This window comes from Citrobacter sp. XY323, assembly GCF_025106035.1.
Lineage (GTDB): Bacteria > Pseudomonadota > Gammaproteobacteria > Enterobacterales > Enterobacteriaceae > Citrobacter > Citrobacter braakii.
The window spans coordinates 104230-125968 of record NZ_JANYUK010000001.1 but is presented as its reverse complement, the minus strand read 5'-3'; the positions used below and the strand labels follow the sequence as shown (position 1 = coordinate 125968).

The following is a 21739-nucleotide window of genomic DNA, read 5'->3' as shown; positions in this document are numbered from 1 at the left end:
TGCGCAAATACCCCAAAACCGTCCCGCTGTGGCATCATAGCGCGCAGATAACGTCATGACAGGGGTGATAAACGTGAAACCGGTAACGCTATACGATGTGGCAGACCATGCAGGAGTCTCTTACCAGACCGTCTCGCGCGTCGTGAATCAGGCCAGCCACGTTTCCGCAAAAACCCGACAGAAAGTTGAGGCCGCGATGGCGGAGCTCAATTACATCCCCAACCGCGTCGCACAGCAGCTGGCGGGCAAACAGACGCCACTGATTGGCGTCGTGACGGCGAACCTTGCCCTGCACGCCCCCTCGCAAATCGTTGCCGCCATAAAATCCCGCGCCGACCAGTCCGGGGCCAGCGTGGTGATCGCCATGGTCGAACGTAGCGGCGTTGAGGCATGTAAAGCCGCAGTCCACAACCTGCTTTCTCAACGCGTAACCGGGCTTATCATCAACTACCCGTTGGATGAAGAAGACGCCATTGCCGTGGCTGCCGCCTGCGGTACGGTGCCGGTGCTGTTTCTCGATGTCTCTGATCAGACGCCAATTAACAGCGTGATTTTCTCCCATGACGACGGCGCACGTCTCGGCGTTGAACATTTGGTGCAGCATGGGCATCAGCGTATCGCCCTGCTGAGCGGGCCACACACTTCGGTTTCGGCAAGACTTCGCCATGCGGGGTGGCATAAATATCTGGCGCACTACCAGTTGCAACCCACCGCGGAGCTGGAAGGCGACTGGAGCGCGATGTCAGGTTTTCAGCAAACGCTGCATATGCTTAATGGTGGTAATCTCCCCACCGCCATGCTGGTCGCTAACGATCAAATGGCGCTGGGCGCGATGCGGGCGATCAGCGAGTTCGGTCTGCGGGTGGCGGTTGATATCTCGGTGATCGGCTACGATGACACCGAAGACAGCGCCTGCTACATCCCACCACTGACCACCATCAGGCAGGATTTTCCGTTACTGGGTGAAACCAGCGTCGACAGACTGCTGCAACTTCCCCGTGGGACCTCAAGCGTGGGCAACCAACTGCTGCCCGTAACCCTGGTTAAGCGCAATACGGTTCTGCCTCCCGATACGCAAACCCTCTCACCCCAGGTGCTGGCCGACTCACTGATCCAGCTAGCGCGGCAAGTTTCGCAGCTCACACCCAAATTGTGAACGCATAACAATTATGTGAGTCAGTTCACTCATTGAGCGCCCCATCCTTTACAGTTGGGATCGCTTATTCGTATTTTGATTGAAATTGTGAGCGAATAACAAATTCAAACAGGATACCGTTATGAACCTGAACACAGATTCACTCTCCGCTGTACTGGCCCGCCGTGACTGGGAAAATCCCGGCGTCACGCAGCTCAACCGCCTGGAGGCGCACCCGCCGTTTTGTAGCTGGCGCTCAGCGGATGATGCGCGCACCAATCAGCGTTCAACTCAGTTACGCTCGCTGAATGGCAAGTGGCAGTTCGCCTGGTTTTCCGCGCCTGAGGCCGTGCCGGAAAGCTGGCTGACGAGCGATCTGCCACAGGCTGATACTATCAACGTCCCCTCTAACTGGCAGATGGACGGTTACGACGCGCCAATTTATACCAACGTCACCTACCCGATCCCGGTTAACCCCCCGTACGTTCCAGCGCAGAATCCGACAGGATGTTACTCGCTCACATTCAGTATCGAAGACGCGTGGTTAGATGAAGGTCAGACGCGCATTATTTTTGACGGGGTGAATTCCGCGTTTCATTTGTGGTGCAATGGGCGCTGGGTTGGCTACGGTCAGGACAGCCGCCTGCCGTCAGAATTCGATCTTAGCGATTATCTGCTGCCAGGCGAAAACCGCCTGGCAGTGATGGTGCTGCGCTGGAGCGACGGCAGTTATCTGGAAGACCAGGACATGTGGCGCATGAGCGGGATCTTTCGCGATGTATCTTTGCTGCATAAGCCCGCTACGCAAATCCGCGACCTGCGCATTAACACCCGTTTTAACGACGATTTCAGCCGCGCCACGCTGGAAACAGAAGTCAGAGTGACGGGCAACGAGTGCGAAGATTTACGCGTCACCCTGCAATTGTGGGACGGTGAAACGCTCACTCACGAAACGACTTCCCCGCTCGGCAGCGAAATTATTGATGAACGCGGCGCTTATCATGATCGGGTTACCCTGCGTCTGAACGTCGAAAACCCGGCGCTGTGGAGTGCCGAAACGCCTAATCTGTACCGCGCTGTGGTCCAGTTACGTACCGCTGACGGAGTGCTGATTGAAGCGGAAGCCTGTGATGTCGGCTTTCGTCAGGTTCGTATTGAAAACGGCCTGCTGTTACTCAACGGTAAGCCGCTGTTGATTCGCGGCACCAACCGTCATGAGCACCATCCGGTCAACGGTCAGGTGATGGACGAGGCGACGATGGTGCAGGATATTCTGCTGATGAAGCAGAACAACTTTAACGCCGTGCGCTGCTCCCATTACCCGAACCATCCATTGTGGTACACCCTGTGCGATCGCTACGGCCTGTATGTGGTCGACGAAGCCAACATTGAAACCCACGGCATGGTGCCGATGAATCGCCTCACCGACGATCCCGCGTGGCTGCCAGCCATGAGCCAGCGCGTCACGCGCATGGTGCAACGCGATCGCAACCACCCGAGCATCATCATCTGGTCACTGGGCAATGAATCCGGGCATGGCGCCAACCATGACGCGCTCTACCGCTGGATAAAATCAGAAGATCCGTCCCGCCCGGTACAGTATGAAGGCGGCGGCGCAAATACCACAGCGACCGACATTATTTGCCCAATGTACGCCCGCGTCGATCAGGATCAGCCCTTCCCTGCGGTACCCAAATGGTCGATTAAAAAGTGGCTGTCGATGCCCGGCGAGCAGCGTCCGCTGATCCTCTGCGAATACGCCCACGCCATGGGCAACAGTTTTGGCGGCTTCGCCAAATACTGGCAAGCGTTCCGTCAATTTCCGCGCCTACAGGGCGGGTTTGTCTGGGACTGGGTAGATCAGTCGCTGATTAAATATGATGAGAACGGCAAGGCATGGTCTGCCTACGGTGGTGATTTTGGCGACACGCCTAACGATCGTCAATTTTGCATGAACGGCCTGGTGTTCGCCGATCGCACCCCGCATCCGGCATTATACGAGGCCAAACATGTGCAGCAGTTTTTCCAGTTTACACTGCTGCCGGGACCCAAACGCCAGATTGAAATAACCAGCGAATATCTGTTCCGCCACAGCGATAACGAAGTTCTGCACTGGTCGATTGCCCAGGATGGCAACCCGCTGGCCGCCGGAGAAATCGTGCTGGATATCGCCCCACAGAGTCGCCAGGTGATTACCCTGCCAGATGTCCCGCTACCGGAAACCGCCGGCCAGTTATGGCTAACGGTACGCGTAGAGCAACCTCAGGCCACCGCATGGTCAGACGCCGGGCACATTAGCGCCTGGCAGCAATGGAAGCTGGAAGAGAAACTCAGCCTGGCGCCACGGCCAACTGCCCGTACCGCACCACTGCTGAACGTGAGCGAAAACACCTTTACTGTTGAGATCAACGACAAGCGCTGGCAATTCGACCGTCAGTCTGGCCTGCTGACACAGTACTGGATTGGCGACGCAGCCCAGCTGTTAACCCCGCTTACTGACCAGTTCACCCGCGCGCCGCTGGACAACGACATCGGCGTGAGCGAGTCAACCCGCATCGACCCTAACGCCTGGGTCGAACGCTGGAAAGCCGCCGGTCATTATCTGGTCGAAGCAACGTTACTGCACTGTGCTGCCGACACGCTAAGCAATGCGGTACTGATCGCCACCGAACATGCGTGGCAGTATCAGGGCGAAACGCTGTTCGTCAGCCGAAAAAGCTACCGTATTGACGGCAATGGTGAGATGCAGATAACGGTGGATGTCGACGTCGCCAGCGGCACGCCACATCCGGCCCGCATCGGCCTGAGCTGCCAGCTGGCGCAGGTCGCTGAGCGCGTGAACTGGTTAGGTCTCGGCCCACATGAGAACTACCCGGATCGCCTGAGCGCCGCCTGTTTTGATCGTTGGGATTTGTCACTTGATGAGATGTACACCCCGTATGTTTTCCCTGGCGAAAACGGTCTGCGCTGCAACACGCGTGAGCTACGCTACGGCGCGCATCAATGGCGAGGGGACTTCCTGTTCAACATCAGCCGCTTTAGCCAGAAGCAACTGATGGAAACCAGCCACCGCCATCTGCTGCAACCGGAGGCAGGTACCTGGGTCAATATTGATGGCTTCCATATGGGCGTGGGCGGTGACGACTCCTGGAGTCCTTCCGTTTCACCAGAGTTCCTGCTGAGTGCCGGACGCTACCACTACCAGCTGGTCTGGGGTCAAAAATAATAATAATCGGGCAGGTTCCCCCCTGCCCGCATTCATCGTAAGGAAGTCCATTATGTATTATTTGAAAAACACTAACTTTTGGATGTTCGGCTTCTTCTTTTTCTTTTACTTTTTCATTATGGGTGCCTATTTTCCCTTCTTCCCTATCTGGTTACACGATGTAAACCATATTAGTAAAGGTGACACCGGGATCATTTTCGCCTGTATTTCACTATTTTCGTTATTATTCCAGCCTGTTTTCGGACTGCTTTCCGATAAGCTTGGCCTGCGTAAACACCTGCTGTGGGTAATTACCGGAATGCTGGTAATGTTTGCCCCATTCTTTATTTACGTCTTTGGCCCGTTATTACAGGTTAATATTTTACTGGGTTCGATTGTCGGCGGGATTTACCTTGGCTTTATCTACAATGCCGGCGCCCCGGCGATTGAAGCCTATATTGAAAAAGCCAGCCGCCGAAGCAATTTTGAATTTGGTCGCGCGCGCATGTTTGGCTGCGTGGGCTGGGCGCTGTGCGCCTCAATTGCCGGGATTATGTTCACCATCAATAACCAGTTTGTCTTCTGGTTAGGTTCCGGCTGTGCGGTCATTCTGGCATTGCTGCTGCTCTTTTCAAAAACAGAGGTCCCCTCTTCTGCAAAAGTTGCGGATGCGGTAGGCGCCAACAACTCGGCATTCAGTCTGAAGCTGGCGCTGGAGTTATTTAAACAACCGAAACTCTGGTTCCTCTCCCTGTACGTGGTCGGCGTTTCCTGTACGTATGATGTGTTTGACCAGCAGTTCGCCAACTTCTTTACCTCGTTCTTTGCCACCGGCGAACAGGGTACCCGTGTGTTTGGCTACGTCACAACCATGGGGGAATTACTTAATGCCTCTATCATGTTCTTTGCGCCGCTGATTGTGAACCGCATTGGCGGAAAGAACGCCCTGCTGCTGGCCGGTACGATAATGTCGGTGCGGATCATCGGCTCCTCCTTCGCTACCTCTGCGCTGGAGGTCGTCATTCTCAAAACGCTGCATATGTTTGAAATACCATTCCTGATCGTCGGTTGCTTCAAATACATCACCAGTCAGTTTGAAGTGCGCTTCTCGGCCACAATTTACCTGGTGTGCTTCTGTTTCTTCAAACAGTTAGCAATGATTTTCATGTCAGTTCTGGCCGGAAAAATGTATGAGAGTATTGGTTTCCAGGGGGCGTATCTGGTGCTGGGGATAATTGCGCTAAGCTTCACGTTGATTTCCGTATTTACCCTAAGTGGACCGGGGCCGTTTTCTCTGCTGCGTCGTCGCGAAAGCGTCACGCTGTAAAAGCCTCTTTGCCGGATACACCACTCACGTGGTTTATCCGGCCTTCGATGTGCCATCCTCACACGATGAGTCCTGACCTGGTGGTTTAAGTTCCGAGGACAACACGCCGCTTTTTTATCGTTATGGTAAAACGGGGCGAGAAGCCAGGTCATAGCATGAGCAAAAAGACGGTTGCGGTAACAACGCTCTTTATCAGCGTATTACTTACAGGATGTGGCAGCATTGAAGCGCGCACGGCAGGCGAGGATTCAGATACGTATTACGTGGGTATGCGCCATGATATTGATAAACTAAAAAACCCGGGCGCTTACGATTATAACTATTTCGATTTAGCGCTGTTATTTGTTGATGTGCCGTTATCGTTCGTGGCCGATACGGTTTATGCGCCGTTTGATTACTATCACGGGCCGTATAAGAAAGTTGATTAACACGTAGGCCCGGTAAGCATTGCGCCACCGGGCATCACACGACGTTACTCCTCGATCGCCTGACGGATTTGCTGCAACGATGCGGGATCGTCAATGGTCGTTAGATCGCCAGGATCGCGGCCTTCGCAGATCGCCTGAATCGTCCGTCTGAGCATTTTGCCGGAGCGTGTTTTCGGCAGTTGCGACACAAACCAGACGTGCGCCGGACGACCAAAATTACCAATTTGACTGTCCACCAGCGCCATAATCGCCTTCTCTTCCGAATGGGCAATGTCGCTGTCTTCCAGACTGTCGCTCTGTTTTGGAATAACAAACGCGACCGCCACCTGCCCTTTCAGCGCATCCTTCACACCAACTACCGCCACCTCGGCGACGTTTGGATAGCTGGAAATACTCTCCTCTATCTCGCGCGTCCCCAGCCGGTGTCCGGCCACGTTGATCACGTCATCCGTACGGCCCAGAATGAAGTAATAGCCATCGGCATCGCGAATGCCCCAGTCAAAGGTGGCGTACACCTGGCGGGAAAACAGCGACCAGTAGGTATTCACAAACCGCGCGTCATCCCCCCAGATAGTCTGAATACAGCCCGGCGGCAGCGGCCCTTCAATCACCAGCATCCCCTTCTCGTTCGCCGCACAAGGTTCACCGGTCACCTCATTGAGCAACTGCACGTTATAGCCGTACATCGGCACGCCAGGACTGCCCAGCCGCGACGGTCGGTCGTCCAGCCCGCGGGCGATAGCCATAATCGGCCAGCCGGATTCAGTCTGCCAGTAGTTGTCGATAACCGGGACGCCCAGCGTTTCCGTTACCCAACTGGCGGTCGGTTCGTCCAGCGGCTCACCCGCCAGATACAGCACCTCCAGCGAGGAGAGATCGTGATTGCGGATTTGCGCGGTTGGGAATTTTTTCAGCACGCGGATGGCGGTCGGGGCCGAGAACATCCGGCTGACCTGATACTTCTCAACAATTTTCCACCATACGCCGCAGTCCGGGTACGTTGGCAGCCCTTCGTAAACTACCGTCGCCATCCCCGCCAGCAGCGGGGCATACACGATATAGGAATGCCCAACCACCCAGCCGATATCCGACGCGCAGAAGAACACGCCGCCCGCTTTGCCGCCGAAAATGGTGTCCATCGAGGTCGCCAGCGCGACCGCATAGCCACCAACATCGCGCTGGACGCCTTTCGGTTTACCGGTTGTCCCGGAGGTGTAGAGAATGCAGGACGTTTCGTTCGATTCCAGCCAGACAACCGGCACCCGTGCGCCGAGATGCTGTTGGCGTAGCGCGGCAAAGTCGAGGTCACGCCCCTCCACCCGCGCCATTTTCGCCAGACCGCGGTCGACCAGCACCACATGACGCGGCTGATGCTGAGCCTGATCGATCGCATCATCGAGTAGCTTTTTATAGGGCAGGATCTTGCCGCCGCGCGCGCCGGCATCCGCCGAAACGATAACCACTGGTCGGGCGTCGTCGATGCGCGCCGCCACGCTGTGCGAAGCAAAACCACCGAACACCACCGAATGGATCGCCCCAATGCGTGCGCAGGCCAGCAGCGTAATGTGCGCTTCGGCGATCATCGGCATATAAACCAGTACCCGATCCCCGCGCTGTACGCCGAGCGACAACAGCATCGCTGCCACAATATTCACTTCGTCATACAACTGACGAAAGGTAAACGTGCGTTCTTCTTCGGTTTCTGATGACACAGCAATCAGCGCCAGCGCCTCGGGCTGTTTCTCCAGCCAGCGGTCGATGGCGTTATGGCACAGGTTGGTCGTCCCGCCGCAAAACCAGCGGGCAAACGGCGGATTGCTGTGGTCCAGTATCTGCGTATACGGCTGCTGCCAGTCAATACGCTGGGCCTGCTCGGCCCAGAACGACTCCGGCTGCGTAATAGAACGTTGATAAAACTCGCTATAAGACATAATGCTCTCCTGTTGAACTTACGCCTGATGAGTCGGGTTTCAGATAACAAACAAATCCATATACTCATTGACCGGCATCTGCTCCAGGCGAGTTCTGTCCAGGGAGACATCCAGAATGCGCTGCTGCTGACGGGTCGGGAACTGACGCGCCAGGTTGATTTTGAACTTCTCGACCAGCTTCGGCATCCCGTCGTTACGACGGCGCGCGTGGCCGATTGGGTACTCCACCACCACTTCTTCAAAACGTGAGCCGTCGGTGAATTCCAGGGTGATGGCATTCGCGATGGCGCGTTTTTCAGGATCGTGGTAATCGGCTGTAAAGGCCGGATCTTCAAAGCAGTTGATCTTCTCGCGCAGGGCATCAATGCGTTTGTCCTGCGCCACGCCGTCTTCATAATCTGCCGCGGTTAAACGCCCGAACAGCAGCGGAATGGCGACCATATACTGGATGCAGTGATCGCGATCCGCCGGGTTATTCAGCGGGCCTTTTTTATCGATGATGCGGATACAGGCTTCGTGCGTACGAATGGTCACTTTTTCGATATCCGCCGCCGTTTTCCCGGTAGCCAGCAGCTGCTCGTACAGCGTCATCGCCGCCTCTACCGCAGTCTGCGAGTGGAACTCGGCCGGGAAGGAGATTTTAAACAGCACGTTTTCCATCACATAAGAGCCGTACGGGCGCTGGAAGCGGAACGATTCGCCTTTGAAAGAGACGTCATAAAAGCCCCAGGTTTTCGCCGTCAGCGCAGACGGATACCCCATCTCACCGGTTTTCGCCATCAGCGCCAGACGTACCGCGCGCGAGGTTGCATCGCCAGCTGCCCAGGATTTACGCGTGCCGGTATTTGGCGCATGGCGATAGGTACGCAGCGACTGCCCGTCAACCCACGCCTGCGACACGGCGTTGAGAATTTCATCCCGGTTCAGGCCAAGCATCTCGGCTACCACCGCCGTGGAGGCCACTTTGACCAGCAGGACGTGATCGAGACCGACGCGGTTAAAAGAGTTTTCCAGCGCGATGCAGCCCTGAATTTCATGGGCTTTAATCATTCCGGTGAGCACTTTTTTCATGGTTAACGGCGCTTTCCCCACCGCTACCGCATTGCGTGACAGCCAGTCAGCCGTAGCCAGAATGCCGCCGAGGTTATCGGAAGGATGCCCCCATTCCGCGGCCAGCCAGGTGTCGTTAAAGTCCAGCCAGCGGATCATCGCGCCGATGTTAAACGCCGCCTGCACCGGGTCGAGTTGGAACTGGGTGCCCGGAACGCGCACGCCGTTCGGCACCACAGTCCCTGGGACTACCGGCCCCAGCAGTTTTTTACAGGCCGGATATTCCAGCGCTTCCAGGCCGCAGCCTATGGTATCAAGCAGGCAATAATGCGCGGTGTCATACGCTACCGTCGAAGTGATCTCGTAATTCATGACGTAATCAACGATATCAACGATTTCACGGTCAAATTCCGGGCGGACGTTCGAAATATGTGCAGACATAACAAGGGTTCCTGTTTTTATATTTAGAGGTTTTGCATTAGCAACGCTGATCTATCGCGACAAAGACACGATCTTCCGGGCCGGTGTAGTTGGCGGAAGGACGGATAATTTTGTTGTCCTGGCGCTGTTCAATGATGTGCGCCGCCCAGCCGGTGACGCGGGCGATGACAAACAGCGGTGTGAACATTTCAGTCGGGACGCCCATCATGTTGTAGGAGACTGCCGAGAACCAGTCGAGGTTGGGGAACATCTTTTTCGTTTCCCACATCACGTCTTCCAGACGGTCGGCGATGTTGTACATTTTCAGCGAACCGCCTTCCTGAGAAAGCTGTTTCGCCACGCGCTTTATCACCTGATGACGCGGGTCGGCGATGGTGTAAACCGGATGACCAAAGCCAATCACCACTTCTTTGTTTTCAACGCGTTTACGGATATCCGCTTCCGCTTCGTCTGGCGTTTCGTAGCGCTGTTGGATCTCCAGCGATACTTCATTCGCCCCGCCGTGTTTCGGACCACGCAATGCGCCAATCGCGCCGATAATCGCGGAATACATATCGGATCCGGTCCCTGCAATCACGCGGCTGGTGAAGGTGGAGGCGTTGAATTCGTGTTCGGCATACAGCACCAGCGAAATATGCATCGCTTTTTCCCAGCTTCGCGACGGCTTTTCGCCATGCAGCAGATGCAGGAAGTGGCCGCCAATGGAATCATCGTCAGTTTCAGGCTGAATACGCTCGCCGTTATGGCTGTAGTGATACCAGTACAGGAGAATAGAACTGAGCGATGCCAGCAGCTTATCGGCAATATCGCGTGCGCCGGAGACGGTATGCCCTTCTTTTTCCGGCAAAGTACAGCCCAGCGCGGAGACGCCGGTGCGCATCACGTCCATCGGGTGCGAGGCAGCAGGCAGCGCTTCCAGAACGGTACGCACGTTTGCGGGCAGCCCGCGCAGCGCTTTTAATTTGCTTTTATAGGCGGTGAGCTCATCACGGGTGGGCAATTTCCCGTGGATCAGCAGGTGCGCGACTTCTTCAAATTCGCACTGCTGCGCCAGGTCGAGAATATCGTAGCCGCGATAGTGCAGGTCGTTACCGCTTTTGCCTACGGTACACAGCGCAGTATTTCCGGCGGCGACGCCTGACAGCGCAACCGATTTTTTAGGTTTAATGACATGGGTACTATTTTGCAGGATCGTTGTGTCGCTCATGTTGTCCTCGTCATTTTTATAATATGTAGGGTACAAATTTATTGCCGGATGGCGGCTACGCCTTATCCGGCCTACGACGGTTACTTCTTGGTATACAACGCGTCGAGTTTCTCTTCGAACTGGTAGTAATTGATGCTTTCGTACAGCTCGTTGCGCGTCTGCATAATGTCGATAACGCTCTTTTGCGTTCCTTCCTGGCGCAGCACGTTGTAAACCTTTTCCGCAGCGCGGTTCATGGCGCGGAAGGCCGACAGTGGATACAGCGCCATCGCGACGTTCGCGCTGCGCAGTTCATCAGTGGTGAACAGTGGCGTAGCGCCAAATTCGGTAATGTTGGCGAGGATCGGCACCTTTACCGCATCGGCAAACTGACGGTACATGGCAAGCTCGGTAATGGCTTCCGGGAACAGCATATCCGCGCCTGCTTCGACGTACGCCTGGGCACGATCGATGGCGGCCTCTAACCCTTCCACCGCCAATGCATCGGTCCGCGCCATGATCACAAAGTTGGGATCGGTACGCGCATCCACGGCGGCGCGGATCCTGTCGACCATCTCTTCTTTCGAGACGATCGCCTTGTTCGGGCGATGGCCGCAGCGTTTGGCGCCGATCTGATCTTCAATATGCAGCGCGGCGGCACCGGCTTTGGAAATCGACTTCACGGTCCGCGCCACGTTGAAGGCTGACGATCCAAAACCGATATCCGCATCCACCAGCAATGGCAGCGGGCAAACATCAGTAATGCGGCGAATATCGGTTAGCACATCATCAAGGGTAGAAATACCGAGATCCGGCAGACCCAGAGACCCAGCCGCGACGCCGCCGCCGGAGAGATAAATCGCCTGATATCCGGCGCGTTGGGCCAGCAGAGCGTGGTTGGCGTTGATGGTGCCAACGATTTGTAATGGGTTTTCTTTGCTGAGCGCGGCGCGAAACGCCTGCCCTGGGGAGTGTAGAGACATATCCCGTCCTTTGTTATCAACTTGTTATCGTTCGTTGATTTATTTAAAGCAAGGGGTATGCCAAAGACCTTAATTTTTAATTAATTTATATATTTATCTTTAAAAACAATATATTAAATTAAATCCTTGTATCTTTGTTGCACAAAAGCGTGTCAGCTATCGTTTCATGAAACGTTCCTTCACGTTTCATTGCAACATTAATGAAACACAACTAAACCCTAATACTCGGTGCCTTACTTTTTAGGATGGTTATGGCTGATACGCATCTTCCGCCGCGGGTGAACGACGACAAACCGGTTATCTGGACCGTTTCGGTCACGCGCCTGTTCGAACTGTTTCGCGACATCAGCCTGGAGTTCGACCACCTGGCAACCATCACCCCTATTCAGCTTGGTTTTGAAAAAGCGGTGACGTATATCCGCAAGAAGTTAGCCACCGAGCGTTGTGATGCCATCATTGCCGCGGGTTCCAACGGGGCGTATCTGAAAAGCCGTTTATCTATTCCGGTGATCCTGATTAAACCCAGCGGGTTTGACGTGCTACAGGCGCTGGCCAAAGCGGGAAAGCTCACCTCGTCGATTGGCGTCATTACCTATCAGGAAACCCTCCCCGCGCTGCTCGCTTTTCAAAAAACCTTCAATTTGCAGCTTGAACAGCGCAGCTATATCACGGAAGAAGATGCCCGTGGACAAATCAACGAGCTGAAGGCCAGCGGCACGCAGGCGGTCGTCGGCGCGGGGTTGATTACCGACCTGGCTGAAGAAGCAGGCATGACCGGCATCTTTATCTATTCGGCGGCCACCGTGCGCCAGGCCTTTGTCGATGCGCTCGATATGACTCGTCTGACGCTGCGCAGAAACGGTCCGTACGTTTCCGGCGATACGCTGCGCACCCGCTATGCGCTGGGGGATATGCGCGGTCACTCGGCACAGATGGAACAGGTGCGGCACACCATTATGCTTTATGCCCGTTCGCGTGCACCGGTGCTGATTCAGGGCGAAACAGGCACGGGCAAAGAACTGGCGGCGCAGGCAATTCATCGTGAGTTTTTCACCCGTCAGGAGAACCGGCGCGGTAAACCTTCGCCGCCGTTTGTTGCCGTCAACTGCGGGGCAATCACCGAATCATTACTGGAAGCGGAGCTGTTCGGCTATGAGGATGGCGCCTTTACCGGCTCCCGTCGGGGAGGACGCGCGGGTCTGTTTGAAATCGCCCACGGCGGAACGCTGTTTCTTGATGAGATAGGCGAAATGCCGCTGCCGTTACAAACCCGACTGCTGCGCGTGCTGGAAGAAAAAGAGGTCACCCGTGTCGGTGGACATCAGCCGATTCCGGTCGATGTACGGGTGATTAGCGCCACCCACTGTCATCTGGAGCAGGAGATAAAACAGGGAGAATTTCGCACCGACCTGTTTTATCGCCTGAGTATTTTGCGCCTCACGCTACCGCCGCTACGCGAGCGATTGCCCGATATCCTGCCGCTGGCGGAAGGCTTTTTAAAACAGTCGCTGGCGGAACTGGAGGTGCCGTTTTCTGAACCTGTGCGCAAAGGGCTGGGTCTGAGTCAACCGACGTTACTGAATTATGGCTGGCCAGGGAATATCCGTGAACTGCGTAATATGATGGAGCGCCTGGCGCTGTTTTTAAGCGTCGAGCCGCAGCCGGAGCTGAACGTACAATTCCTGCAGCAACTGTTACCGGAACTGGCCGTTGCTGCTTACGCGCCGCAGGTATCCTCATCGCTCACGCCGCAGCAGGTGCTGGCGCAATTCAATGGCGATAAAACCGCGGCTGCACGATATCTCGGGGTAAGCCGAACCACCTTCTGGCGCAGATTAAAAGAAAACCCGCCGATACAATGACCGGCGGGTATCGTGATTTTTACAGTAGTGTATTATTTTTTCTTGTAGATATTGGCTGTGCCATGGATTTTATTATCCGTTTGACCGGAGGTTAATACCACCACATCGGCCCCTTTCTCTTCTGCTTTCTTCAGCAGCTCTTCTTTAGCGTCTGAGACAGAAACTTCATTACTCGTTGAGATATCACCGATTTTTGTGTACTGCGACTCAACCTTTTCAAATTCAAGTTTTGTCATAAATTCCGCGGCATATGCGTTGGTCACGACAAAAGCTAATGCACCAATAAGTACTTTAATTCCAGTTTTCATAGACCAGCTCCAGGTTTTGTTATTACGCCATCATCGATCCCTGAACATTACATAACGCGATTCAAGGATGATTAATAACTAGTCCAGCCTGGATAAAAAATCCACATTCAGCAGGAATATATAGAGATTTTGCGGCGCAGAAAAAACCGGTCACCGGGTAGCAGCGCGTCAACCTGTTCAAAGTTTCAATAGCCAGTGTGAGTTGATCCTCAGAACAGGCAGCGCACTGAAATTATAGTGTTAACTTTATGAGAATCTGAGGAATTGTTGTCTATGGAACCTCTGCACGCCGTCGTACTCACCGTCAGCCTGTTTGTTTTAACTTTTTTTAACCCCGGCGCGAACCTGTTTGTGGTGGTGCAAACCAGTCTGGCGTCAGGGCGACGAGCGGGCGTGATAACCGGTCTGGGCGTCGCCTTAGGCGATGCGTTCTACTCTGGCCTCGGGCTCTTTGGCATGGCGACGCTTATCACTCAGTGTGAAGAAATTTTTTCGTTGATTAAGATTGTCGGCGGCGCCTATCTGCTGTGGTTCGCCTGGAACAGCATCCGGCATCAGGCGACACCGCAAATGCCAACGCTACAGCAGCCGCTTTCCGCCCCCTGGTATGTGTTTTTCCGCCGTGGGTTATTAACGGATTTATCTAATCCGCAAACCGTGCTGTTTTTTATTAGTATCTTCTCGGTCACCTTAAGCGCAGACACGCCAACATGGGCGAGGTTGATGGCCTGGGCCGGCATTGTGTTGTCTTCCGTTATCTGGCGTATTTTTCTCAGCCAGGCGTTTTCGTTGCCCGCCGTGCGCCGTGCGTATGGCCGAATCCAACGGGTTGCCAGCCGGGTGATTGGCGCCATTATTGGTGTCTTCGCGCTCAGGCTTATTTATGAAGGTATTAGCTATCGATAAGAGAGTTTAACTTGACCATCGTGAGGTAATTGTCCGTAATACCGCCTGAATTTTTAATCGCACGTTGAGTGGCAGTAAGATGGAACAGGTTGAACCGGTAAACGACACATTACTCCTTACAGAATGGCAGGCGCTGTTACGTCAAACATCGCCTGAAGTTCACACACTCCTGACATCGTTAAGCGATGAAGAGATCCGCCATTTAGTAACCGTTTTTTATGACTATATGCTCTCCCATGCGGAGAGCGCATTGTTCCTCAATACAGAACAGGTCAGTACCCGCCTCAGCGGCAGCATGTTTGACTGGCTGCGCAGCGTACTTGGCAGCGCCCACGAAGATCTCTCACAACTGCTGGCCAAACAGCGCAAAATTGGTGTGGTGCATGCCCGTATCGGCCTGCCCATCGATCTGGTTAACCGCGGCGCGCGCAAGCTGAAAGATGAGCTGTACAGGGTGTTAAAAACAAAGGCGGATTCCACTCCCGCCCTGCTGAGCGATGCTATCTGTTTCAGCAGTCTGGCAATGGATACTGCGCTGGAGGCCATGACGGTCTCCTATTCCCCCAGTTTTCAAAACTCTATGCACACGCAGGAGCAGTACCGTCTACAGACTATTTACGATGACGTTAACGTCGAGCGCGAGCGGCAAATCCGTTCGTTTACCGACTGGGAAAACCAGTTTATTTATAACATCGCCACCGGAATGCCTTTCGGTGAGATGGTGTTTCTGGCGAATTCTGACTTCGGTATGTGGTTATCACATAAGGGAAAACATATCCTCGGCAACAGCAATCTGCTGAATAAGATGGAATCACTGATTGCAGAGATCGACAGTCGTCTGACAACAACCCTGTCGCATCAGCATCAGCCGACAGAACCCGAGCGGATGAGCTTATTGCAGGATGTACGCCAGCTATCGGCAAAAATCCATTTCCTGCTCGCCTCAATGTTCGACGCGCTGGTTAAGCAGGAAAATGGTAAAGATTCGCTGACCCAGTTGCTTAATCGCCGCTTTATTCCGACCATCATGCGGCGCGAGATCTCGCTGGCGTTACATACGCGTAAGCCTTTTACCCTGGCGATGCTGGATATCGACTACTTCAAGCAAATTAACGATAACTTCGGGCATAATACTGGCGATCTGACGCTCAAAAACGTCGCAGCGGTCATTTACGATCATATCCGCAGCAGCGATTACGTGTTCCGCTACGGTGGCGAAGAATTTATGATTCTGCTCGTCGAGTCAGATGAAACACAGGCCAGTATTATTCTGGAAACGCTGCGTATGAAAATTGCCGAGATGCGCATGGCAGCCTCAGCGACAGAAACGTTTTCTATTACCGTCAGTATTGGTATTGCCGAATATGACTATCATCCCGACTATAAACAGTTGGTTGATAAAGCCGATCGCGCACTTTATCTGGCGAAAAGTAATGGCCGCGACCGCGTTGAGGTTTATCAGGAATAATCGTTGCCCTGCAGAGAAATAAATACCCCGTTCAGGGTATTTATCTGACCTGTGATAAATATCGGGCTGTTATTATTTTTCAGGCATATTGGCATGAAGAAAATAACAGCCGCGTAATAAGATGCAAATCAAATACACCAAATCTGAATAGCGCTAGCATATCCCGGTGATGACGCCTTCTGAATGCAGAAGGGGAAATATGAGGGATACTATAAAACCATGAACGGGAAGATGAGAACGCGCTGGCAGCGCCGCCCAGGCACGACCGGGGGCAAACTGCCGTGGAATGACTGGCGCAACGCCAGCAGCTGGCGAAAAGCCACCCAGTTTCTCCTGCTGGCTATCAATATTTATATTGGCGTGGCGTTCTGGTATTGGGTCCGCTATTTCGAAACCGCCGGCACCAGCGTTTATATTCCAAGGCCCGGCGGTATTGAGGGATGGCTGCCGATAGCGGGTTTGATGAATTTCCGCTATACGCTAGAGACCGGTTTTCTTCCGCCCATCCATGCCGCCTCTATGCTGCTGTTAGTTGCGTTTATCCTGATTAGCCTGTTGTTAAAAAAAGCTTTCTGTTCATGGTTATGCCCAGTGGGGACGCTTTCCGAACTGCTCGGTAATCTGGGGAGAAAATTATTCGGTCGTAACTTTACGCTGCCGCGCTGGCTGGATATCCCGCTGCTCAGCCTGAAGTATCTGCTGCTGGGGTTTTTCTTGTATATCGCCCTGTCGATGCCCGCCCAGGGGATTCAGTACTTTCTGACGTCAGCCTATGGAATCATCATCGATGTGAAGATGCTCGATTTCTTTCGCCATATTGGCTCCGCCACGCTCATCTCCGTGGTGGTTATCAGCCTCCTGAGCCTGTTTATTCGCAACGCCTGGTGTCGTTATCTGTGCCCTTACGGCGCACTGCTTGGTCTGTTCTCGCTGTTCTCGCCGTTTAAAATCCGCCGCAACGCCGACAGTTGCATTGATTGCGGGAAATGCGCGAAAAATTGCCCATCGAAAATCCCGGTCGACAGACTGATTCAGGTGCGTACTGTGGAATGCACTGGCTGCATGACCTGTGTTGAATCCTGTCCGGTGGCTTCAACGCTGAGCTTTTCCCTGCAGACACCGCCGGGTGCAAAAGGCAGCGGTAAAGCGTTATGGCGACAAACGGCACTGTCGGGTATTGCCATGACAATACTGGTGCTGGGGATTCTGTTTGCCACCATTGGTTACGCGGTTTATGCCAATGTCTGGGATACGCCGGTGCCGGATCACCTGTATTTCCAGCTGATCCCGAAAGCAAAAATGATCGGCCATTAATGCTTTACCAGTATGTTCAAAACCCCTGCCAATTCTGGCAGGGTTTCCTGCCTGTAACGCCATTTTAAGACTATTGCACTTGTGTCATCGTGCCCCCGTTTATACAACCTTAAATATCACCCGTAATCATTTTTTCTATTATGTTATGGGCGACTGGGATCACAATAATGAACGGGATAACATCATGACTAAAATAAAACTGGCGCTGCTTTTACCTCTGTTTCTGGCGGGTTGTACGGTGAGCGATGGAGAATTAAGAAACGCTTACGCTCAGCGTTATCAGCAGCCCGCCGCTTATGTCGATATCTATAAACAGAAAATAGCAGGCATGGATATTAATGCGCTGGCCCAATATGCCGCCGCAGAAGATAAGAAAAAAATGCGTGGGCAGCCAAGACTGAAAATCGACGAATTCATTACCATTGAAAATGTGCAGGCGAAAGGAAACCGGGTGGTCTACGATTACTCGCTGTCCGAGAGCTGGCTGGCGCTGTCCGCAGATAAACAGCGTGAAAAGCAGACCAATATGAATAAAGACCTGATCTACCGTACCTGCTCGCTGGAAACGGTACGTCTGGCGCAGGCGAAAGGGTTGGAAGAAGAGCATAACTATTACAGCCAGTACCCAGACAAAGTCGCCTTTACCCTGAGAACCAGCGCGCAGATTTGTATGCAAAACGGTTTTACACAATAACCGCAATCCCCCAGCCTGATGGCGCTGCGCTTATCAGGCCTACACTTTGCACGCATCTGTAGGCTTGATAAGACGCCAGCGCCGCCATCCGGCTAAAAAACGATACTCAGAACTTCCATGAAACGCTGCCGACAATGCTACGCTCGGCGCCGAAGTAGCAGTATGAGAGCGAATTACAAGCTGCAACGTAGCGCTTGTCGGTCAGGTTGTTGACGTTCAACTGAGCGCTCAACCCTTTAATACCGATATTCGTTAAGTCGTAGCCAATTGCCATATCCACCAGCGTGTAGGACGGCAGGGTGTGAGTATTCAGGCGATCGCTGGCAATACCGTTGACATAACGTACGCCTGAGCCCAGCGTCAGGCCATCCAGCGGACCGCTTTTCACATCGTAGCTCAGCCAGGTACTGGCCTGGTTACGCGGCGCGTACACTGCACGCTTACCCTGCTCTTCCGGGCTGCTTTTCTTATAGCGAATGTCGGTATAGGTATACGCCGCCTGCAGACGGAAGCTCTCCGTCAGTTGGCTAATGGCCTCCAGCTCTACCCCTTCAGACTCAATTTCCCCAATCGAGCGGTACGGATCGGTCGGCTCTTCTTTGGTGGCGATATTCGTCTGATTGATACGGAATACCGACGCGCTGAACTGACTGTTGAGTCCTTCCGGCTCATATTTCAGCCCGGCTTCCCACTGCTTGCCTTTCATCGGATCCAGCAAATTGCCGTTCTCATCGGCAAAGCTGGTTGGCGTAAAGGCGGTGGAATAACTCACATACGGCGCAAAGCCGTTATCGAACAAATAGAGCAGCGCAGCACGGGTGCTGAAGTTGTTTTTGTCCAGATCGCTGCGGGTATCGTTGATCTTATCAATGTTAGAAACGCTGACCTGATCGTAGCGACCGCCGAGCGTAATACGCCAGCGATCCCATGACATCTGATCCTGCAAATAGTAGCCTGTCTGGCGCAGCTTGTGCTTCTCACGCGCATACATGTTGATGTAATCAGGCTGCGCGCCGTATACCGGGTTAAAGGCGTCAATCGGCGGGAATGCACCGTAGTAACCGGTGGTATTGTTGCTGCGATCCTGATAATCGATCCCCACCAGCACACGGTGGTTGACCTGCCAGGTATCAAAGCTGCCGTCGAGTTGGTTATCCAGCGTAATCGCTGACATTTTTTCATCGGAGCCGGAGTAGCCGCGGTTAAGCTCGGTTTCATTCAGCCAGCCCGCCGCATACACCTGATTCAGCTCAACGTCGGTATGCAGGTAGCGCAGTTTTTGCCGCACCGACCAGCCGTTATCAAACAGGTGCTCAACGTTGTAGCCCACCATGTTTTCACGGCGATCGTATTTGTCGTAATCATCCTCGCCTTCGTAAAAAGTGTTGGAGATCTTTTGCCCGTAATGTGGAACCACGGTGCCGTCATACGGCAGACCGGAGTGGCTTCCGCCTTCCGGGTCACGGTGCAGATAAGCCATCAGATCCAGACGCGTCTGGTCGGTGATGCGCCAGGTCAGGCTGGGCATCAGCGCATAACGTTCTTCTTTCAATGGGCCAAACTGCGAGTCTGCGTAACGCGTCATTCCACTCAGTCGTGCCGCCACGCGATCGTTATCATCCAGCGCCCCGGTGACGTCAAACGCCGCGCCGCGCTGGTTATTGTTGCCAGCAAACAGTTTCACTTCTCCGCCGGCATCAAACGACGGCTTACGTGATGTCAGCGCGACAATACCGCCCGGAGAAGAACGGCCATACAGTACGGAAGCCGGGCCGCGTACCACTTCGATATCTTCGAGGAACCACGGATCGACCACCAGCGAGCTGTGTGAGTTGGTGTCCCCCATCATCTTCAGGCCATCGAGATAGACGTTGTCCAGGCTACCATCCGAGAAACCACGCAGCACAATATAGTCAAAGCGGTTGGAGGCACCAATCTGATTGCTGTACACCCCCGGCGTATAGCTCACGGCCTGGCGCACGCTGGTGGCGCCCTGCTCTTCAAACTGTTCACGGGTAATGATCGATACCGACTGAGGCGTTTCAAGATCCGGCGTGGCGAGCTTCGTGGCCCCGCTTTGCATTTGCGAGGTGACAACCACCGTATCGTTTTTTGTTGTTTCCTGCGCCAGCAGAGGAAAAGCCACGCTACCGGTCACCCATCCCACCAATAGCGCCAACCGAGTCTTCGCGAACATGAATATCTCCAAAGGCATGTCTAATTGTAAGTGAGAATTATTACCTTTTTGCTAACGGAGATAGCTATGCAGGATGCCAGGTTGCCTATGCGCAGTGCCAAATTGTCGGGAAGGCACGTGCGCAAAACGTAAAAATGGATTAGCAAAGTTTGAGCACATCGCCAGGCGAAAAGCCGTAACGACGCCGAAAAGCGGTGGAGAAGTTGGTAGCATGTTGATAACCCGACATCCAGGCCGCCTGCTGTACGCTGTATCCTTCCAGTAAATAGCCGCGCGCGCGTTCCAGACGGCAATCACGCAGGTAGTCAAAGACGGAACAGCCATAGGCCGCACGGAACTTGCTGCGCAGGCTGCTGGGGCTCATCGCCGCGCGTTGGGCCAGGGCATTGAGGGTGTAGTCATTCTCGGGACTCTGCTCCAGCAGACGACGAACGACCTCCAGCCGCTGCTGTTCACCGCTTGCCGCAAGCCGCTTGCCACTCTCAACCTGACACACGCTGAGGCCATGGCCGAACAGTTGTAATATCAGCCCTTCCAGCATCAGTTGGCGAGAAACATGGCCGATCGTGCTCCGCTGCGCATACTGCAGGCCGCTGAGTAAAAATCCCGGCACCTGCCAGATAAGCGTCGGCGTTTCGCATCTTTCCCACTCACGCATCAATGATTCGAGCAACCCCGTGCGCCACGCGCCGTCGGGATACAGACCGAGCGATAACGTGCGCAGTTTGCAGTCAGCATGATGGCGGGCACGCATCGTCTGATGCTCGCTCAGGCGTGAGCTAAACGCCATCCCGGAACGCACCACATGCTCCTGCCCGTTGAGCGTCAGGATGACGCAGCCTTCCAGAACCACCAGCATATACAGAGGACTGCTGTGGCGGGAGGTGGTTTCGTAGGGTTGAAGCACCTGCACATCAGAGTGCGTGACACACATCCCGCAGGGGAGCGTCATCTCCTCAACCTCCCCCTGCAGAACGGGGCTGCAAGACGACAAATCCGGCTTTTGCGCCAGCAGGGGAAAGCGGTAATCGATCCCGTAACGCTCACCAAAATCCATAAACTCGCTGACGGAGAAGGTGCGGGCTACGCGTCTGGACGTATTCAGGGCGGTGGTGTTGTTCATGCTGTCTTCTGCACAGGAAATGGGATTAACGGTTGATAACTGAAGCAACATTACCATTACCTGTACAACACAACAATAATAATGAGAATTATTATCAACATGACGTATGCGATTTCAAATCGCGCTGGAGAACGTCATTCCCGATATTCTTCTCGCGCAGCTCATCAGGCAACATTGACAC

16 protein-coding genes are annotated in these 21739 nt (G+C 54.0%); 9 read left to right on the top strand and 7 right to left on the bottom strand.

Annotation, left to right across the window (positions count from 1 at the left end; genetic code table 11):
• Positions 1-73 precede the first annotated feature (73 nt).
• The 4 genes from N0B36_RS00585 to N0B36_RS00570 all read left to right on the top strand — a co-directional run bounded on the left by N0B36_RS00585 (position 74) and on the right by N0B36_RS00570 (position 6095).
• Entirely contained in the window at positions 74-1156 is a 1083-nt protein-coding gene (locus N0B36_RS00585) for a LacI family DNA-binding transcriptional regulator (RefSeq protein ID WP_047497888.1), read from the top strand.
• Between the two features lie 121 nt (positions 1157-1277).
• On the top strand, positions 1278-4361 hold the full coding sequence (locus N0B36_RS00580; protein ID WP_259685227.1) for a beta-galactosidase: 3084 nt from the start codon (positions 1278-1280) through the stop codon (positions 4359-4361).
• Between the two features lie 52 nt (positions 4362-4413).
• A complete protein-coding gene (locus N0B36_RS00575) occupies positions 4414-5667 on the top strand; it encodes an MFS transporter (protein ID WP_016151951.1) in 1254 nt (417 codons plus the stop codon).
• 155 nt (positions 5668-5822) lie between these two features.
• Positions 5823-6095 carry a YceK/YidQ family lipoprotein gene (locus N0B36_RS00570; RefSeq protein WP_049282024.1) on the top strand — a complete coding sequence of 91 codons (273 nt, stop codon included), beginning with the start codon at positions 5823-5825 and terminating at the stop codon, positions 6093-6095.
• Positions 6096-6139: 44 nt separating this feature from the next.
• Here the strand turns inward: N0B36_RS00570 and prpE are convergent, their stop codons facing one another.
• The 4 genes from prpE to prpB all read right to left on the bottom strand — a co-directional run bounded on the left by prpE (position 6140) and on the right by prpB (position 11686).
• A complete protein-coding gene (prpE, locus tag N0B36_RS00565) occupies positions 6140-8026 on the bottom strand; it encodes a propionate--CoA ligase (protein ID WP_065554251.1) in 1887 nt (628 codons plus the stop codon).
• A 39-nt stretch (positions 8027-8065) separates the two neighbouring features.
• Positions 8066-9517, bottom strand: a complete 1452-nt coding sequence (locus N0B36_RS00560; RefSeq protein WP_259685220.1) for a bifunctional 2-methylcitrate dehydratase/aconitate hydratase — start codon at positions 9515-9517, stop codon at positions 8066-8068.
• Between the two features lie 37 nt (positions 9518-9554).
• Positions 9555-10724, bottom strand: coding sequence for a 2-methylcitrate synthase (gene prpC / locus N0B36_RS00555; RefSeq protein WP_016151947.1), 1170 nt, complete (start codon positions 10722-10724; stop codon positions 9555-9557).
• 80 nt (positions 10725-10804) lie between these two features.
• The gene (prpB, locus tag N0B36_RS00550; protein ID WP_047497902.1) at positions 10805-11686 is read right to left on the bottom strand and encodes a methylisocitrate lyase; all 882 of its coding nucleotides are present in this window, start codon (positions 11684-11686) and stop codon (positions 10805-10807) included.
• 251 nt (positions 11687-11937) lie between these two features.
• Between prpB and prpR the strand changes: the two genes are divergently transcribed.
• Positions 11938-13548: a propionate catabolism operon regulatory protein PrpR gene (gene prpR / locus N0B36_RS00545; RefSeq protein ID WP_259685215.1), complete on the top strand. Its 1611-nt coding sequence runs from the start codon at positions 11938-11940 to the stop codon at positions 13546-13548.
• A 32-nt stretch (positions 13549-13580) separates the two neighbouring features.
• On the opposite strand, the gene yahO is transcribed toward prpR, so the two are convergent.
• The gene (gene yahO, locus N0B36_RS00540) at positions 13581-13856 is read right to left on the bottom strand and encodes a DUF1471 family periplasmic protein YahO (protein WP_016151944.1); all 276 of its coding nucleotides are present in this window, start codon (positions 13854-13856) and stop codon (positions 13581-13583) included.
• Between the two features lie 273 nt (positions 13857-14129).
• Between yahO and N0B36_RS00535 the strand changes: the two genes are divergently transcribed.
• The 4 genes from N0B36_RS00535 (at position 14130) to N0B36_RS00520 (ending at position 18238) form a co-directional block, all read left to right on the top strand.
• A complete protein-coding gene (locus N0B36_RS00535; RefSeq protein WP_259685210.1) occupies positions 14130-14762 on the top strand; it encodes a LysE family transporter in 633 nt (210 codons plus the stop codon).
• 79 nt (positions 14763-14841) lie between these two features.
• A complete protein-coding gene (locus N0B36_RS00530; RefSeq protein ID WP_016151942.1) occupies positions 14842-16230 on the top strand; it encodes a diguanylate cyclase in 1389 nt (462 codons plus the stop codon).
• Positions 16231-16449: 219 nt separating this feature from the next.
• Positions 16450-17544 carry a 4Fe-4S binding protein gene (locus N0B36_RS00525; RefSeq protein ID WP_047499123.1) on the top strand — a complete coding sequence of 365 codons (1095 nt, stop codon included), beginning with the start codon at positions 16450-16452 and terminating at the stop codon, positions 17542-17544.
• A gap of 184 nt (positions 17545-17728) precedes the next feature.
• Positions 17729-18238 carry a hypothetical protein gene (locus N0B36_RS00520; RefSeq protein WP_223307927.1) on the top strand — a complete coding sequence of 170 codons (510 nt, stop codon included), beginning with the start codon at positions 17729-17731 and terminating at the stop codon, positions 18236-18238.
• 106 nt (positions 18239-18344) lie between these two features.
• On the opposite strand, the gene foxA is transcribed toward N0B36_RS00520, so the two are convergent.
• Entirely contained in the window at positions 18345-20453 is a 2109-nt protein-coding gene (foxA, locus tag N0B36_RS00515) for a ferrioxamine B receptor FoxA (RefSeq protein WP_088583119.1), read from the bottom strand.
• A gap of 121 nt (positions 20454-20574) precedes the next feature.
• Positions 20575-21558: a helix-turn-helix transcriptional regulator gene (locus tag N0B36_RS00510; protein WP_032931274.1), complete on the bottom strand. Its 984-nt coding sequence runs from the start codon at positions 21556-21558 to the stop codon at positions 20575-20577.
• Positions 21559-21739 lie beyond the last annotated feature (181 nt).